Genomic DNA, 15764 nt, shown 5'->3' with positions numbered 1-15764 from the left:
CCTCCCCGAAAAGAGACTGCATGCCCGCGACCCCCTCGCGCATCGTCAGCCTGCGCGCGGCCGGCACCTGCCTCGCCGTGGAACTCACCGAACCGGTGCCCCGAGTCCTGCACTGGGGAGCCGACCTGGGCGACCTCACCCCCGACGACCTGACCGCCCTGAGCCTGACCGCCGAACCCGCGATCCTCAACAACGCCCCCGACATCCCACGCCGCTTCACCGTCTGGCCCACCGAGGCCGACGGCTGGTCCGGCACCCCCGCCCACCACGGCCACCGGGCAGGCACCGCCACCGCACCCCGCCCCACCCTCACCGGCGCCACCCACCGCACGGGCCCCGAAGGCGGCGGCGTACTCGAACTCCACCTCACCGACGAGGCGTCGGCACTCGACATCACCCTCACCTACACCCTGGACGCCCACGGCATCCTCACCGCCGACGCCGTCATCTCCCGCGCGGACAACGCCGATTCGACGCCCTACGACCTCGCCGGCGCCCTGACTTTGCTGCCCCTGCCGCGCCGAGCCACCGAGATCCTCGACTTCACCGGAAAGTGGAGCCGGGAACGCTCCCCGCAACGCCACCCGCTGCACCACGGCGCCCATGTGCGTGACGTACGACGGGGAAAACCCGGCGTCGACTCGCCGCACCTCCTGACGGTGGGCGTACCCGGCTTCGGATTCGGCGCCGGTGAGGTGTGGGCCGTCCACGTGGCCTGGAGCGGCGACCAGCGCTACCTCGTCGAGCAACTCCCGGAAGGCGCAGGCGTCCACGCGTCCGCGCTCGGCGGTGGCGAACTCCTCCGGGCGGGCGAGATCCGCCTGGCACCCGGCGACACCTACCGCACTCCCCGCTGCCACTTCGCCTGGTCGCCGAACGGCCTGGACGGCATCGCCGACCGCTTCCACCGCCACCTGCGCGCACGCCCCCGACACCCGCGCGGCCCCCGGCCCCTCGTCCTCAACAGCTGGGAAGGCGTCTACTTCGACCACGACCTCGACCGCTTGCGCGCCCTGGCCGAGCGGGCCGCCGCAGTGGGTGTCGAACGGTTCGTCCTCGACGACGGCTGGTTCAGCGGGCGCCGCGCCGACACCGCGGGCCTCGGCGACTGGCTCGCCGACCCGACCGTCTGGCCCGACGGACTCAGCCCGCTCGCCGACCATGTCCGGTCGCTGGGCATGGACTTCGGCCTCTGGGTGGAGCCCGAGATGGTCAACCTCGACTCCCACCTCGCCCGCACCCACCCCGACTGGATCCTCGGTCCCGCCGCGGGCCTCGGCCCGACCGCCCGCCATCAGCACGTCCTCGACCTCTCCCGGCCCGAGGTCTTCGACTACCTATTGAAGTCACTGGACGCGCTCGTCGGAAGCTACGACATCGCCTACCTCAAATGGGACCACAACCGCGAACTCCACGAAGCCGTACACGCGTTGGGCGACCGGCCCGCGGGCCACGCTCAGGTCGAGGCGCTGTACCGGCTGTTGGACGCGGTCAAGCAACGGCACCCGGGCCTGGAGATCGAGAGCTGCGCGAGCGGCGGCGGCCGGGTCGACCTGGGCGTACTCGACCGCACCGACCGGGTGTGGCCCTCGGACTGCAACGACCCCGTGGAACGCCAGTCGATCCAGAGCTGGACCGTCCAACTCCTCCCACCCGAACTCGTCGGCACCCACGTGGGCGCCGCGCGCAGCCACACCACCGGACGCGTCACCTCCGACACGTTCCGCCTGATCACCGCCCTCTTCGGCCACGCGGGCATCGAGCAGGACCTCACCGAGTGCTCGGAGGAGGGGCTGACCAGGCTGACCGCCTGGACCGCCCTGTACCGGGAACTACGGCCGCTGCTGCACAGCGGTCGTACGGTGCGTGCCGATCTGGAGGACGAGGCCCGGATACTGCATGGAGTCGTGGCCTACGACGGCTCACGGGCGCTGTACTCCTGGGCGAGGCTGGCCACTTCGCCCGAGGGGCAGTCCGGGCGGACGCGTTTTCCTGGTCTGAGCGTCGACGCCCGCTATCAACTCCGGGTGCGCGCCGAACTCGGCCCGCCCTCCTTCCACCAGATCGCATCGCCCGCGTGGTTGACGGCCGCGCAGGAGGACTGGCTGACCCTGCCCGGCTCGGTGCTGGCCACCGCGGGCCTGCCCATGCCCACCCTCAACCCCGAGCAGGCACTCCTCATCGAGGTCCGCCGCCAGGACTGAAGTCGCTCAGCACAAGCCCGAGTCGGAGTTCCCGGCGAGCACGACCGACACGGGAAGCCGCCGCACCCCGCGCATCAGGAGCCCCGGCGCCCACTCCAAGTCGGCCGCGTCCACGACCAGTTCGAGACTCGCGACGCGCTCCAGCATGGCGGTGATCGCGACCGTGGCCTCCATTCTGGCCAACGGCGCCCCCAGGCAGTGGTGGACGCCGTGTCCGAAGGCGACATGGCCGGCCGGGCGTCCGAGGCGGAAGGAGTCCGGCTCCTCGAAACGGGCCGGGTCCCGGTCGGCGGCGGCGAGGGACACCAGCAGCATGTCGCCCCGGCGCACCTGCGCTTCGCCCACCCGCATGTCCTCGGTGGCGAAACGCTCGGTCGCCGTGAGCACCGGCCCCTCCAGACGGAGGAACTCCTCAACCGCCGCAGGCACGAGAGAGGGATCGGCCCGCAACGCCTTGAGCAGGTCCGGCTGTTGGGCGAGTCCGAGGAGCACGGCACCGATGAGGTTGGCGGTCGTCTCGTACCCGGCGATCAGAAGGAGGAAGGCCATACCGACCAACTCCGGGTCGGTGAGCCGGTCGTCGACGGTGTCGTTGGCCAGCGCGCTCAGCAGGTCCTCGCCGGGGTCGGCGCGCTTGGCCGCGATCAGCTCCGCCAGATACCCGCTCATCCAGACGTACGCCTCCTCCCGGTCACCGCCGGCGACCGGGGACACGATCTGCTCCGAGGCCCAGCGGAACCTGTCCCAGTCGTCCAGCGGTACGCCGAGCAGTTCGCAGATCACGGCGATCGGGACGCGGGCGGCGAAGCCGTCGACCAACTCCGGTGTCTCCAGCGCGAGTACGTCGTCCGCGAACCGGCCCGCGAGCTCCCGCGTGCGGGGCCGTAGGGACTCGATCTGCTGCGGGGTGAACGCGCGTGTCACCAGTTTGCGGAGGCGGGTGTGGTCGGGCGGGTCCACGGTCAGCATGTAGTCGATCCCGACCTCGTCCCGGACACCGCTCATCAGCCAGCCCGGCTCCAGCCCCGCGCGTTCGCTCCGCTTGGACACGCGGGGATCGGTGAGCACTTGGCGTGCCGCGTCGTATCCCGTGATCAGCAACTGCGGGGGCGCACCGTCCGGTTCGCAGCGGTGGGCGGCTCCGGAGTCCGTCAACTGCCGTAGCACCGCGTGCGGATCCGCCTGGAACGCGGCGCCTTCCAGTACCGCCCGCAGCGAGCCGCCCTTGGCGTCCGGGGTGCTTGTGGTCATCGCGGTCTCCCACCCGAAGTTATTGCTTTCGTCGGCAAGCATTGCCTCGCGGGGAGGGTGTGTCAAGGCGAGCTGGGGTCCGTCGGAGGAGGAGCAACTGCCGTGGACAGCAAGCTGGTTGGCGGTTGCAGTCGTGGCTTCCGTCGGATGACGGAAGCCACGACTGCACGGCGGGAGGGACCGTGACGCCGGTGTCACCCGTTGGACGCGTCCCGATCCGTGAGGAGCCGACATGCCCGTCTACACCTGCACCGCTGCGCAGGGAACCCTGACGCATGAGTCGAAGGCGTCGCTGGCGGCCGAGATCACCCGGATCCACGCGGCGGTCAACCATGTGCCACCGGCCTACGTCAACGTGATCTTCACCGAGCCGCCCTCGGAGAACGTCTTCGCCGGCGGGGTACCGGGGACACCCCTGATCATCACGGGCTGGGCGCGGCGCGGGCATCCGCAGGAGAGCACGACGCGACTGGCGCTGGAGTTGTCCGCGGCGGCCGTACGCGTCACCGGAGTCGAGGAGAACCACGTCATGGTGGTGATCCAGGACAGCCCGGCCCGGTCCGCCGTGGAAGGCGGTCAGGTGTTGCCCGAACCGGGCGAGGAGAAGGAGTGGCTGGCGCACCGGGGCGAAGCCTGAGCGGCGTGGATACGGGCCGTGAAGCCCCTGAGCCGGCGCCCGGCTACCCGCCCTCTACGCGTCCTTGAACCGTGCGGTGACCGCGGCCACGCGCTTGCCCTGGTACACGGCGGCGGCCCGGGCCGTGTCGTCGACCGGGATCGCTCCCTGGCCGTTGACGTGACTGGTGCCGTACGGGTTGCCGTCGGCGAACTTGACCGGGTCGGTGTAGCCCGGGGTGACGATGATGCCGCCGAAGTGGTGGACGGAGTTGTAGAGGGCGAGCAGCGTGGACTCCTGGCCGCCGTGGGCTGTGGCGGTGGCCGTGAAGCCGCTGTAGATCTTGTCGGCCAGCTTGCCCTGCGCCCACAGCCCGCCGAGTGTGTCGATGAACTGCTTCAGCTGGCTGGCGATGTTGCCGAACCGGGTCGGGCTGCCGAAGATCACGGCGTCGGCCCACTCGATGTCGGCGCCGGTCGCCACCGGGATGTCCTTGGTGGCCGCGGCATGCGCCGACCACGCGTCGTTGGCGGCGATGGCCTCCTCGGGGGCGAGCTCGGACACGCGCAGGAGTCGTACCTCCGCACCCTCCTTGCGGGCACCCTCGGCCACGGACTCCGCCAACTCGTGCACGGTGCCGGTCGACGAGTAGTAGATGACTGCGATCTTGGGGGACATGGGGAGTTCCTCTCGCGGTACTGGCGGTACAGAAGCTTGCGTTGGCAAGTATCTTCACCCGCCTAAAAATGCTTTGTCAAGCAAGTAGTGGTTATGCTTGGTGGTGCTTGAGTGTTCTTGCAGCCTCGGGAGGGAGGGAAAGGGAATGGCCCCCGCACCAGAACCGCTGACCAGCGCGGAGGACCGCCTCTGGCGCTCCCTCCAGAGACTGCTCGTGGCGCTGCCCCGGGCGCTCGACGAGGATCTGCTGCGGTCCACGGGCCTGTCGCTCAGCCAGTACATCGTGCTGATGCAGCTCTCCGAGGCGGACGGTGACCGTATGCGCATGACCGGGCTGGCCACCGCCACGGCCCTGTCCGCGAGCCGGGTCAGCCGGGTCGTGGAGACGCTCCGGGGGCAGGGCCTGGTCGTCAAACAGCCGCACCCGACGGACGCCCGGGGGAGCGTGGCCGTCCTCACGGAAGCCGGTCGGCAACGGCTGCTGGGCGCCTATCCGGCCCATCTCTCCAGTGCGCGCCGACGTGTCCTGGACCAGCTCGATCCCGTGCTGGTGCAGGAGCTGGCCGGGGAGCTGGAGGCGGTGGCCGAGTGCCGCGAGGCGACTTCCGTGTACGGAGATGCAGTCACATGACCCAAGCCGGGACGGGGTGCCGTGGCGAAACATGGTGCCGTTCCGGATCGACCTTCTGCTGAGGAGGCACCCCATGCTCCAGGGCTACACCTACCCGCTGTCACCGCGCGGAGAGGCGAACCTCGCCTCGGCCCCACCGTGGCACTACGCCGGCGACATCGTCGGCGTGGAGTTCTGGACCGACCCGGCCGCCGCCGAGGCGACACTCCCCGAGGGGCTGACGCCGGACCCGGACTCCGACGGGCGCGCGGTGGCGCTGTTCGTCGACTGGCAGTTCTCCGCCGGGCACGACGAGTACCTCGACCCGGTGCGCAGCCAGTACCGCGAGTTCATGGTGCTGGTGGACGCCCACTGGCAGGGCGAGCCCGTGTCGTGGTGCCCGTACATCTACGTCGACAACGACCTTGCCCTGGCCCGGGGCTGGGTGCAGGGCTTCCCGAAGAAGCTGGGCTCGGTCCACCAGACCCGCGTCTTCGCGGCACCCGGCAGCGCGTCGCCGACCCTCGCCGCGGGTGGCCGGTTCGGCGCCTCCCTGTCGGCGGCCGGGCACACCCTCGCGGAGGCCACGGTCACGCTCCAGCAGCCGGCGCCCGACCCGGCCGCGCTGTTCGCACGCCCCACCGTCAACCTCCGGCACTTCCCGAGCCTGGCCGCCGGGGAGCACGACAAGCCCGCCGTGCACGAGCTGGTGATGGCCGAGTTCGACGACCGCCGACTCGCCGACGTCTGGACCGGCACCGGCGACATCACCCTGTTCGCGGCCCGCGGCGAGGAACTGGCGGACCTCGCTCCCGTGCGCACCGGCGCCGGGTTCCGCGCCTCGATGTCGTACAGCGTGACCGACGTACGCCGGCTGGGCGGATAGCGGGACGCATGCGGAGGGACGGGCGGCGCCCGCGGGCATGCCGTGGCCCCGGGGTTCCTCGCTTGAGGTTCTTTGCTTGAGCACGCTAATCTGCACGGATGACCGCCGCCGAGGAATCCCTGACCGCACAGGAGGAGCGTTTCTGGCGTGCCCTGATGCGGGTCATCGTCGCGTTGCCGCGTTCGCTGGACGACGATCTGCTGCGGGCCACGGGGCTGACGCTCACCGAGTACGTCGTCCTGATGAGTCTGTCCGAGGCCGAGAACCAGGAACTTCGTATGGCGGATCTCGCGGCGGCCACCGCGCTGTCGGCGAGCCGGATCACCCGTGTCGTGGACGCGTTGCAGAGCCGCGGCCAGGTCGTGAAGCGGCGCTACGAGGGAGACGCGCGCGGGAATGTCGCGACCCTCACCCCGGAAGGGCTGAAGCGGCTTCAGGCGGCCTATCCGATACACCTCGCGAGTGCCCGCAAGCGCGTGATGGACCATCTCGACGGCCGGTCGCTGTCGGCCATGGTGCGGCAGTTCGAGACGGTGGTCGGGAAGTTCGACTGAGGCCGGGCGAAGGCGTCACCGTACTGAACACAGAAGGTCCCGGACACACTCCTCGTGTCCGGGACCTTCCGCGTGACGCGACGCCGGGCGGCGTCAACTCCCGTACACGCGCCGGGAGATGTGCTCCGCGATCATGATGGTCGTCGCGTTGGTCACGGTCGACGGGACCTCGGGCATGATCGAGGCGTCGACCACCCGCAACCCGGTCAGCCCGAGCACCGCCCCCGACTCGTCGACGACGGCCCACTCGTCCCCGGGCCCGCCCATCGGCGCGGTCGAGGTCGGATGGCCGTAGGTCGAGATCCCGGCCGCGATCGCCGCCTCCAACTCGTCGCCGTCGCCCACCGGTTCACCCGGAACGAGCTCGGCCGCCACCGCACCCGCGAACGGCGAAGCGCTCGCCAGCCGCCGTACGAGCCGCACGCCCTCCAGCATGCGGCTGCGGTCCCTCGGTGTCGCCAGGTAGTTGTTGTCGATCACCGGGGCGTCGAGGGGATCGCGGCTGGCCAGCCTCACCGAACCGCGCGACTCGGGGCGGGTCACGGCCGTGGCCAGGAGGATCGCCCCGCCGGTCGGGCTGAAGGAGCCGTCCGGGAGGTGGGTCGCGACGATGCCGAGGTCCAACTCGCCGGCCCGCGCCTCGGGCGAGGCCAGCCAGAGATGTGCCGCGAAGGCCGACGTCAGGGTCTGGTGCTCGGGCGAGAGGGCGAACAGCGCGTGGAAGAAGGGGTGATCCTGCAACCGGCGGCCGACCGGGAGATCGGCGACCACGTCGATACCGAGCGCCCGCAGATCCTCGGCCGGACCGACACCGGACCGCAGCAGGATGGCCGGGCTGCCGTAACTCCCCGCGGAGAGCACCACTTCACCCGCCCGGAAGACCGACCCCGAGGCGCTCACGACACCCCGCGCCACACCGTCCTCGACGATCACCCGGTCGACCGTGACGTCACTCAGCACCGTCAGGTTGGGGCGGCTCCGCACCTGTGGTGTCAGGTACACCAGCGCGGAGTTCTGGCGCACCCCGTCGACGATGTTCACCGGGTAGCCGCCGGTGCCGTCCTGCCGGGCGCCGTTGAAATCGTCGTTCCGCCGGAACCCCAGACCCGCCGCGCCGTCCACGAACGCCTTGAGTGAGGACGTGAGTTGGTCGTACGTCCACTGCCGGACAGGGAAGGGTCCGGTGCGGCCGTGGTAAGTGTCGTCCCCCGTGGGCGTGTTCTCCATCTCCCGGAACGTCGGCAGGACTTCGTCGTACGACCAGCCCTTGATCCCGTACCGCTCGCCCCAGGCCGCGAAGTCCGCCGCGCGCGCCCGGATCGCCACCCCCGCGTTCACCGCCGAACTGCCGCCCATGGTCCGGCCGCGCGGCGCGGGAATGCTCGGGGCGAGGTCCGTGGCGCGTGCGGTGTAGCCCCAGTCGTGGTCCGGGTCGGCCAGGACATGCGGGGTCAACAGGCCCTCGGGGACGCGGTCTTGGGGGTAGTCCGGGCCCGCCTCGATCAACAGGACCGTGCGCCGCGGATCCGCACTGAGCCTCGCGGCGAGTACGGCACCGGCGGAACCTCCGCCGACGATCACGACGTCCACGGCATCGTCGGCTCCGTGGCTGGGCTGTTCGCTCGTGGTGCTCATGGGACTTCTCCTCATATCTATGTGCTTTCTCAAGCAATTAAAATGCGCGCCGTATGTGTGGTGACTCCGGCGCGCGACGGCCGGCTGTTCAGGTGGTCAGGCGTTCAGGACTTCCGGTACGACCCGCTCGCCCAACAGCCGCAGCGCGGCCGACTGATCGGCTCCCCGGATCGGTCCGATGACGTGGTCGAAGCCGAGGCGGTCCAGCCGGCGCAACTCCGTGAGCAGGGCGTGGACGTTCTCGCCGCGCGGGCCGGGGTCGAGCGGGAGCAGGACCGTCTTCTCGATCTCGTCGTAGTCGCGCCCGACGTCGTCGCAGTGCCTGCGGAGGACGTCGAGTTTGTGCTGGAGGTCGGGTCCGTGGAAGAGGTTGCAGGCGTCCGCGTACTCCGCGACGAGCCGGAGTGTCTTCCGCTCGCCGGAGCCGCCGATCAGGATCGGCGGGTGTGGACGCCGCACGGAGGTGGGGGAGTTGAGGGTGCGCTCCAGTCGGTAGTACCGGCCCTCGAAGGGTTTCTCGTCCTCGCTCCACATCTGGAGACAGATGCGCAGTGTCTCCTCCAATCGCTCGAACCGCTCCGCGACCGGCGGGAAGGGCAGACCGAGGCCACGCGCCTCGGCGAGGTTGAAGCCGGCGCCGACGCCGATGCCCAGCGCGGCTCGGCCCTCGGAGAGGACGTCGAGGGTGGTGACCATCTTGGCCAGCAGGCCGGGCTCGCGGTAGCCGACCGAGGTGACCAGGGCGAGGAGTTCGGCGCGTTCGGTGGACGCGGCCAGGTAGCCCAGCGTGGTGTACGCCTCCAGCATCTCCCGCTCGGAGGCGCCCACGATGCCGATCTGGAAGAGGTGATCCATGACGGCGATACGGGTGAAGCCGAACTCCTCCGCCGAGCGGGCGAGTTGGCCCACGTGGCGGGCGATGCCGGCCGGGCCGCCGGGCCGGGTGAAATCCGCGATGGCGATGCCGAGGTTCATGCGGGCCTTCCGTCGTGCGAACCGCTGGATCGATCACCGTCGAGTATGCCGGGCGAGATATATGCTTTGTCAAGCAAGGAAATGGACAGAAGGAAGGGGCCGAAGGGAAAGTGGCGGAAGGGAAGGGACCGCGCAGGGCGATCGATCCCTTCCCGCCGGGTACCGCGTGGCGCCGTTTCCACCGGGCTGGCCGGTCGGCGCCACGCGGCTGGCCGTCGCCGGAGGCTCAGGCGCGGACCGGTTCGCGTTGGCTCGCCTTGTGCTGGCGGCGCCGCTCCTCGAACGAGGCGAAGACCGCCGAGACGCCGTAGACGAGGCTGAACAGGCCGAAGACCGTGGCGAGGGAGACCGCGCCGATGTCCGGGCGGACGAACAGGGAGAACGCGAAGACGAGCGACACCGCGCCGGTCAGGAGGTACAGGGTGCGCTCGCCCGCCGTCTCGTCGCGCTGGAAGGCCAGGGCTATCTCCATGGCGCCGGTGGTCAGTGCCCACGCGGCGATCCAGATCGTGAGCGCGAGCGCCGTGATGCCGGGCCAGGCCAGCGCGACGATGCCGCCCGCCAGCGAGAGCCCGGCGAGCAGCAGCCAGCCGAAGACCGGCCCCACCCGGTCGCTCGCGAAGGCGCGGGCGCTGTCCGTCGCCGCGGTCAGGAACGCGTACACGGCGAAGAGGATGACGAAGGCGTTGATGGTGATGCCGGGCCAGGCGACGGAGACCGCGCCGAGGGCGACGGCCAGCAGACCGCGCCAGAGGAGCACGTTGGGTGAAGTGAACATGGTCACCTTCCACATACGAGGGTGTCGCCTCGTTCTTCGCCCGAGGCCGGGGTTCGCCAGGAAGGCTAGAGTCGCGCCTCCCCGGCGCGATCTGTCATACGACTGCATCCGCTACTTCCTTACTCCCTTACCGTCGTCGCAGAAACCCGTGCAGCCATCTGACCGATGCGCGGGGCGAGTTGGGGCGCGAGCATCGGTGCCTCCCGCCTTTCGGCCTGTCGACAAGGAGCCGACGTGATCAGTGGGATCGACGGCCGTGACAGCCCGCCGACCTCGGCTCCGGTGATCGACGATCCGCCGCGACGAACCGTCCGGCGGGCGGTCGATCTCTGGCGCCTGGTGGTGTCCCTGGCCGTACTCGTCGTGACGGTGCTCCTGGCCGTCGCGACACGCGACTTCGTCCGCGCGGCCCAGCAAGGCATCCTCACCACGGCGACCGCCCTGTCCCCGGCCCTGCGGGACGCCCTCGTCGGAACGGTCCAGGCCGTCGCCCTCCTCGCACCGGTCGCCGCCCTGGTGGTGTGGTGCGTACGACGGCGCGCCGAGCCTGTTCTACGGGTCCTGCCCTCGGCGGCGCTGGGTGCGCTGGGGGCGTGGTCGCTCACGCACCTGGCGCTGGCGCGGGGGAGACCGGACGCGTGGCCGGAGGTGCTGGACGGCCGGGACGGCCTGGTGCGGGCGGGCTGGCCGTCGGCCGTGTACCTGGCGGCCTGCGCCGGGGCGGTCGTCGCGGCGGGGCCATGGCTGGGGGCGCGTCAGCGGCGGGCGCTGTGGGTCCTGGCCGTCGGCTGCGGCGCGCTGAGTGTCGCGGCCGCGGCGATCGTTCCGCTGGACGCCTTCGCCGCACTCGCGGTGGGCGGCGCGGCCGGGTCGGCCGTACTGCTGCTGGCCGGGGCCCCCGCCGACCGCCCGGCGATTCAGGCGGTCGCCGAGGCCCTCGCCGACTCCGGGATCTCGGTCGTCAGGTTGAGCGAACTGCCGCCGGATGAGCAGCACTTGGGGGAGGGGACCGGCTACCGCGCCGTGACCACCGCCGGTTCGCGGCTCGCGGTGCGGGTGCTCGCCGCCGAGGACCACAACCGTGACCTCTTCCACCGGCTCGCCCGGCGGACGCTGCTGCGCCATCCTGCCGACGCCACCGCCCAGTTGCCGCTCGGAGCCGCCGAGCACGAACTGCTGATGCTCGTCTTCGCGGCCCGCACCGGCGCCCGGGTGGACGAACCGGTGATGGCGTATCCGGTGGCCGGGGGCGGCGCGCTCGTGGCGACGGTGGAGCGGGACTCCCGCGCGCTGTCTACCTTGCCCGATGGGGAGTTGACCGATCCGCTCCTCGTCGGGGTGTGGACCTCCGTGGCCCGGCTCCAGGAACACCGGCTGGGGCATGGGGAGTTGCGCCCCGAGCACATCCGCGTCGAACCGGGCGGTGAGAGCCGGCTCTCCGCGTTCGCGCGCGGCCGGCTCAACGCGCTGCCCGACATGCTCGGCGGGGACATCGCCGAACTGCTGGCCACGACCGCCGTACGGGTCGGTCCCGGGCGTGCCACGGCGTGCGCGCTGGCCGGGCTGGGTCCGGAACTGCTCGCGACCGCGCTGCCGTACCTCCAGCCGCTCGCCCTGATGGGACCCGCGCGGCACGCGGTCGCCCGCTACGACCAGGCCCGCGCACGGGCGGCCAGGGAGAAGGCCGGACGGCGCACGCTGCGTGCCGGTGGTCGGCCGAGTCTGCTGCGCGATCTCGCCGTCGAGGTCTCAACTGCCAGTGGTGCCAAGGCGGTTCCGCTCGCGCATCTGGCGCGGTTCACGTGGAAGAGCGCCCTGGGACTGGCGGGCGGTTTCCTCGTACTCCACCTGGTGCTCCCGCAGTTGGCCAACGCGCCCGCGGCCCTCGACGCGCTGCGGGACGCCAACTGGTGGTGGGTGCTCGCGGTGTTGCCCATCACCTTCCTCTCGCAGGCGTTCTCGACCTGTCTGCAACTGGGCACCATCCCGGACCGGTTGCCGTTCGGCCCCACCTACCAGGTGCAGTTCGCCAGTTCGTTCCTCAACCGGATCACCCCGAGCAACGTGGGCGGCATGGCGCTCAACCTGCGTTATCTACAGAAGACGGGGATCGAGACCGGGGCCGCCACCGCCTCCGTCGGGTTGCAGAGCCTGGCCGGCGCGCTCTCCAACACCGTTGTCGCCGCCGTGTTCTTCGCCTGGGCAGGACGAGGTCACGCCGGAGTGCATCTCGACCTGTCCGCCGGACGGTATGCCTTGTGGGCCGTCGCCCTGGTACTCGCCGCCGGGGGCCTGCTCGGCTTCACTCCGCCCGGCCGCCGCTTCCTGCACGACAAGGTGTGGCCGTTCCTGCGCGCGGCCGGATCGACCGTCGCCGGGCTCGCCACCGAACCGGCCAAGGTCGTCGTGGGTGTCGTCGGCGCCCTGGGCCTGCCCCTCATCCAGGTCGTCGGCCTGGCGATGAGCCTTCACGCGCTGGGCGCCGATCTGCCCTTCATCCAGGTCGGCGCCGCGTACATGGCGGCCCGGCTGATCGCGAACGCGGCTCCGGTACCGGGCGGGCTCGGAGCGCTGGAGGCGGGACTCATCGCCGGTCTGTCGACGCTCGGTGTGGCGGCGGGGGTGGCCACGTCGGCGGTGCTCGTCTACCGGCTGCTGACGTTCTGGCTGAACGTCCCGCTGGGTGCCCTGGCCCTGAGCTTCGTACAGCGGCGGGGCTACGTGTGAGGAGTCGACGTACCAGGGAGTCGTACGCTGGACGGGCCGGGCGGAGTCTCCTTGCAGTTCAGGGCGCGGTCACATGACCGAAGCCCTGCCGTGGGGGTTCTCCTACGATTCCGCTGGTGAAGACATGGAGTGTCCTGGAAGTCTGGGGAGACGCGTGCACGAAGCCGGGCTCCTCGGCCGCGACCGGCAGGTGACCGTCCTGCACGAGCTGCTGGGCAGGCTGCCCGCCGCCGGCGGTTCGCTGGCGCTGACGGGCGGTCCGGGCGTCGGCAAGTCGGCGTTGCTGCGGGCCGCGGCGGAACGCGCCCGGACGGCGGGATGGCGGCTGCTGGAGGTGGCCGGGGGCCCCGACGACACGCCCTTCAGCGGGCTTCGCGAACTGCTGCGGCCGGTGCTCGGCACGGCGGAATCCCTGCCGGTGGGGCAGGGCGGCATCCTGCGGTCGGCGTTCGGCGGTGGTTCCGGACCGCCGCCGGGGACCCTGCGGGTGGCCCTCGCCGCGTTGAACCTGCTCACGGCGGCAGCGGCCGAGCGGCCCGTGGTGCTGATCGCCGATGACGCACAGCGGCTCGACGGGCCCACCCGGGACGTGCTGGCGTTCCTGGCCCGCAGGGTCGACGACAACCCGATCGTCGTCCTCGCGGCCCTCCGTACCGGACGCCCCCTGCCAGGCGTTCCCGTACTGGACGTGCCGGCCCTGGACGGGCCCTCGGCGCGACGGCTGCTCGCCCGGCACGCGGCCGCGCTGCCTCCCGTCGCCCGGGAACGCATCCTCGGCGAGGCGCTGGGCAACCCGCTCGCACTGGTCGAACTCCCCACGGAATGGCACCCGTTGGGGCCACCGGGATCGTGGACCCACCTGCCGGTGAACGCCACCCTGGCTTCGGCGTTCGCGGCCGACCTCGGCGAACTGCCGGACCGGACACGCGACGCCCTGCTGGTCGCGGCCGTCGACCAGGTCGGAGACCTCGCGGAGATCCTGGCCGCCGCCCCCGCCCTCACCGGGCGCGCGGTCGCCGTGGACGTGCTCGACGGCGCGATCGCGGCCTCGCTCGTACGACTCGACAGGACGACCTTGCACTTCCGCCATCCCGTGGTGCGCTTCGCGGTGTTGGGGGCGGAGACGCAGGCCCGCCGACAGGCCGCCGACGCGGCCTTGGCGCAGGTGGTGACCGACGACCCGGACCGGCGCACCTGGCATCGGGCCCAGTCCGTCAACGGCCCCGACGACGAACTCGCGGACGAACTGGCAGACGCCCACGCCTCGTTGCTCCGACGGCACGGAGTCGTCGCGGCCATCTGGGCCCTTGAACGCTCGGCGCAGCTCACCACGGACTCGGTCACCCGGGGACACCGGTTGCTGGCCGCGGCCGAGCACGCGTACGGCCTCGGCCGGATCCGCCTGACCCACTCGCTGATCGAGGCGGCGGAACATCAGCAACTCAGCGCCCCGGACCGGGCCAAGGCATGGTGGCTGCGGGAGATCTCGGACGCGGAGCCGCAGCCCGGTCCGGCACGGGCGCAAGTGCCGCCGGACATCGGCCAGTTGGCGGCGGGTGACCCCGACCTCGCCCTCGACCTGCTGCTGAGCGCGGCACTCCACGTTCACCGCACCGCTGCCGATCCGACCGTGCGGGGCGAGGTAGTCGAGGCTGCCGAGCGAATCATCCCCACCAACGACCCACGCCACCTCGCGGCCCTGGCACTCACCGAACCCGTGCGTCTCGGCAGGGAGTTGACCGACCGACTTCCGTCGCACGAGACGGTCTGGTACCGCCCCGACGCCGACGGACTACGGCTGTTCGGCATTGCCGCGCACGAGATCGGTGACCCGGTCCGCGCGGTCGACCTGCTCGGCCGGGCGGCACCCATCCTCCGCGAACAGGGCCGACTCGGCCTGCTGGCGGAGACCCTCCTCACCGAAGCCGCCGACCTGCTGCTGCTCGGGGACTGGCCGCGTGCCACTCGGCTCACCGAAGAGGCACGCCGGATCGTCGCCGAGACCCGGCAGCCGGCCATGGTCGCGGCACTCGCCGGCACGGACGCGATCGCCGCCGCCCTGCGCGGACAGGCCGTACGGGCACAGGAGTTGGCCGACACGGTGGCCGCATGGCAGCGCCCCGATCTCGTCCCGACGCTGCGGTTGGCGCGTGGCCTGGCGCGGCTGGGGGAGGGGCGGTACACGGAGGCGTACGACGAGTTGCGGCCGCTTCTCGACCGGCCGCCCGAGAGCCTGCGGCGGCAGGGCTTCGCCGCGCTGACGCCGTTCGTCGTGGCGGCGGACCGGGGCGGCGACCGTCAGGAGGCAGCACGCATCCTCGTGGCCGTCGAGGAAGCCGTACGGATGACTCCCGCGCCGCTCCTGCACGTCCAACTACCTTACGTCCGAGCCGTGTTGGCCTCTGACGCGTCGGCCGAGGCGCTGTACCTGGCCGCGTTGGACCAGGACCTCTCCCGCTGGCCGCTGGTCAAGGCGCGGACGGAGCACGCCTACGGACAGTGGCTGCGGCGCCACCGGCAGGGCGCCCGGTCCCGTGCGCTGCTGCTCTCGGCGCGGGCCGCCTTCGACCTCGTCGGCGCCTCCGACTGGGCGGGCCACAACGCGGCGCCCGGAGCCGACAACCCGCCTCCGTCCATCGCCGAACTGCTGTCGCCCCAGGAGGTGTTGATCGCGCGGCTGGCCGCGGAAGGGCTCTCCAACCGGGAGATCGCGGAGCGGCTGTACCTGTCCCACCGTACGGTCGCCGCGCATCTGTACCGAGCCTTCCCCAAGCTCGGCATCACCTCGCGCAGTGAGCTGGCCCCGCTGTTGAAGCCGTCCGGTGAGGACGGTCCGGCGGTCGGGTGACG

12 protein-coding genes are annotated in these 15764 nt (G+C 71.5%); 7 read left to right on the top strand and 5 right to left on the bottom strand.

Features of this window, described 5'->3' with window-relative positions; genetic code table 11:
• The first annotated feature begins 20 nt into the window (after positions 1-20).
• Positions 21-2204 carry an alpha-galactosidase gene (locus tag OG194_RS01370; protein ID WP_327398928.1) on the top strand — a complete coding sequence of 728 codons (2184 nt, stop codon included), beginning with the start codon at positions 21-23 and terminating at the stop codon, positions 2202-2204.
• Between the two features lie 6 nt (positions 2205-2210).
• On the opposite strand, the gene OG194_RS01365 is transcribed toward OG194_RS01370, so the two are convergent.
• On the bottom strand, positions 2211-3455 hold the full coding sequence (locus tag OG194_RS01365) for a cytochrome P450 family protein (protein ID WP_327398927.1): 1245 nt from the start codon (positions 3453-3455) through the stop codon (positions 2211-2213).
• Between the two features lie 232 nt (positions 3456-3687).
• On the opposite strand from OG194_RS01365, the gene OG194_RS01360 reads away from it, so the two are divergent.
• Positions 3688-4092 (top strand): tautomerase family protein, encoded by a 405-nt coding sequence (locus OG194_RS01360; RefSeq protein ID WP_327398926.1) that lies wholly within the window; start codon positions 3688-3690, stop codon positions 4090-4092.
• 54 nt (positions 4093-4146) lie between these two features.
• Here the strand turns inward: OG194_RS01360 and wrbA are convergent, their stop codons facing one another.
• Positions 4147-4749, bottom strand: a complete 603-nt coding sequence (gene wrbA / locus OG194_RS01355) for an NAD(P)H:quinone oxidoreductase (RefSeq protein WP_019056796.1) — start codon at positions 4747-4749, stop codon at positions 4147-4149.
• Between the two features lie 145 nt (positions 4750-4894).
• Here wrbA and OG194_RS01350 point away from each other — a divergent pair, with 145 nt between their 5' ends.
• From OG194_RS01350 to OG194_RS01340, 3 genes are all read left to right on the top strand, one after another.
• A complete protein-coding gene (locus OG194_RS01350) occupies positions 4895-5380 on the top strand; it encodes a MarR family winged helix-turn-helix transcriptional regulator (RefSeq protein WP_327398925.1) in 486 nt (161 codons plus the stop codon).
• Positions 5381-5453: 73 nt separating this feature from the next.
• Entirely contained in the window at positions 5454-6245 is a 792-nt protein-coding gene (locus OG194_RS01345; protein ID WP_327398924.1) for an acetoacetate decarboxylase family protein, read from the top strand.
• Positions 6246-6343: 98 nt separating this feature from the next.
• Positions 6344-6799, top strand: coding sequence for a MarR family winged helix-turn-helix transcriptional regulator (locus tag OG194_RS01340; RefSeq protein ID WP_327398923.1), 456 nt, complete (start codon positions 6344-6346; stop codon positions 6797-6799).
• Positions 6800-6892: 93 nt separating this feature from the next.
• On the opposite strand, the gene OG194_RS01335 is transcribed toward OG194_RS01340, so the two are convergent.
• The 3 genes from OG194_RS01335 to OG194_RS01325 all read right to left on the bottom strand — a co-directional run bounded on the left by OG194_RS01335 (position 6893) and on the right by OG194_RS01325 (position 10187).
• On the bottom strand, positions 6893-8434 hold the full coding sequence (locus OG194_RS01335) for a GMC family oxidoreductase (RefSeq protein ID WP_327398922.1): 1542 nt from the start codon (positions 8432-8434) through the stop codon (positions 6893-6895).
• A gap of 96 nt (positions 8435-8530) precedes the next feature.
• The gene (locus OG194_RS01330) at positions 8531-9409 is read right to left on the bottom strand and encodes an LLM class F420-dependent oxidoreductase (protein ID WP_327398921.1); all 879 of its coding nucleotides are present in this window, start codon (positions 9407-9409) and stop codon (positions 8531-8533) included.
• A 226-nt stretch (positions 9410-9635) separates the two neighbouring features.
• On the bottom strand, positions 9636-10187 hold the full coding sequence (locus OG194_RS01325; protein WP_327398920.1) for an HdeD family acid-resistance protein: 552 nt from the start codon (positions 10185-10187) through the stop codon (positions 9636-9638).
• A 234-nt stretch (positions 10188-10421) separates the two neighbouring features.
• Here OG194_RS01325 and OG194_RS01320 point away from each other — a divergent pair, with 234 nt between their 5' ends.
• Entirely contained in the window at positions 10422-12914 is a 2493-nt protein-coding gene (locus OG194_RS01320) for a lysylphosphatidylglycerol synthase transmembrane domain-containing protein (protein WP_327398919.1), read from the top strand.
• A gap of 154 nt (positions 12915-13068) precedes the next feature.
• Positions 13069-15762: a helix-turn-helix transcriptional regulator gene (locus OG194_RS01315; RefSeq protein ID WP_327398918.1), complete on the top strand. Its 2694-nt coding sequence runs from the start codon at positions 13069-13071 to the stop codon at positions 15760-15762.
• Positions 15763-15764: the final 2 nt, after the last annotated feature.

It is taken from the genome of Streptomyces sp. NBC_01288, from assembly GCF_035982055.1.
Taxonomy (GTDB): domain Bacteria; phylum Actinomycetota; class Actinomycetes; order Streptomycetales; family Streptomycetaceae; genus Streptomyces.
The sequence above is the reverse complement of the archived record's forward strand: the minus strand, read 5'-3'. Positions and strand labels throughout refer to the sequence as shown.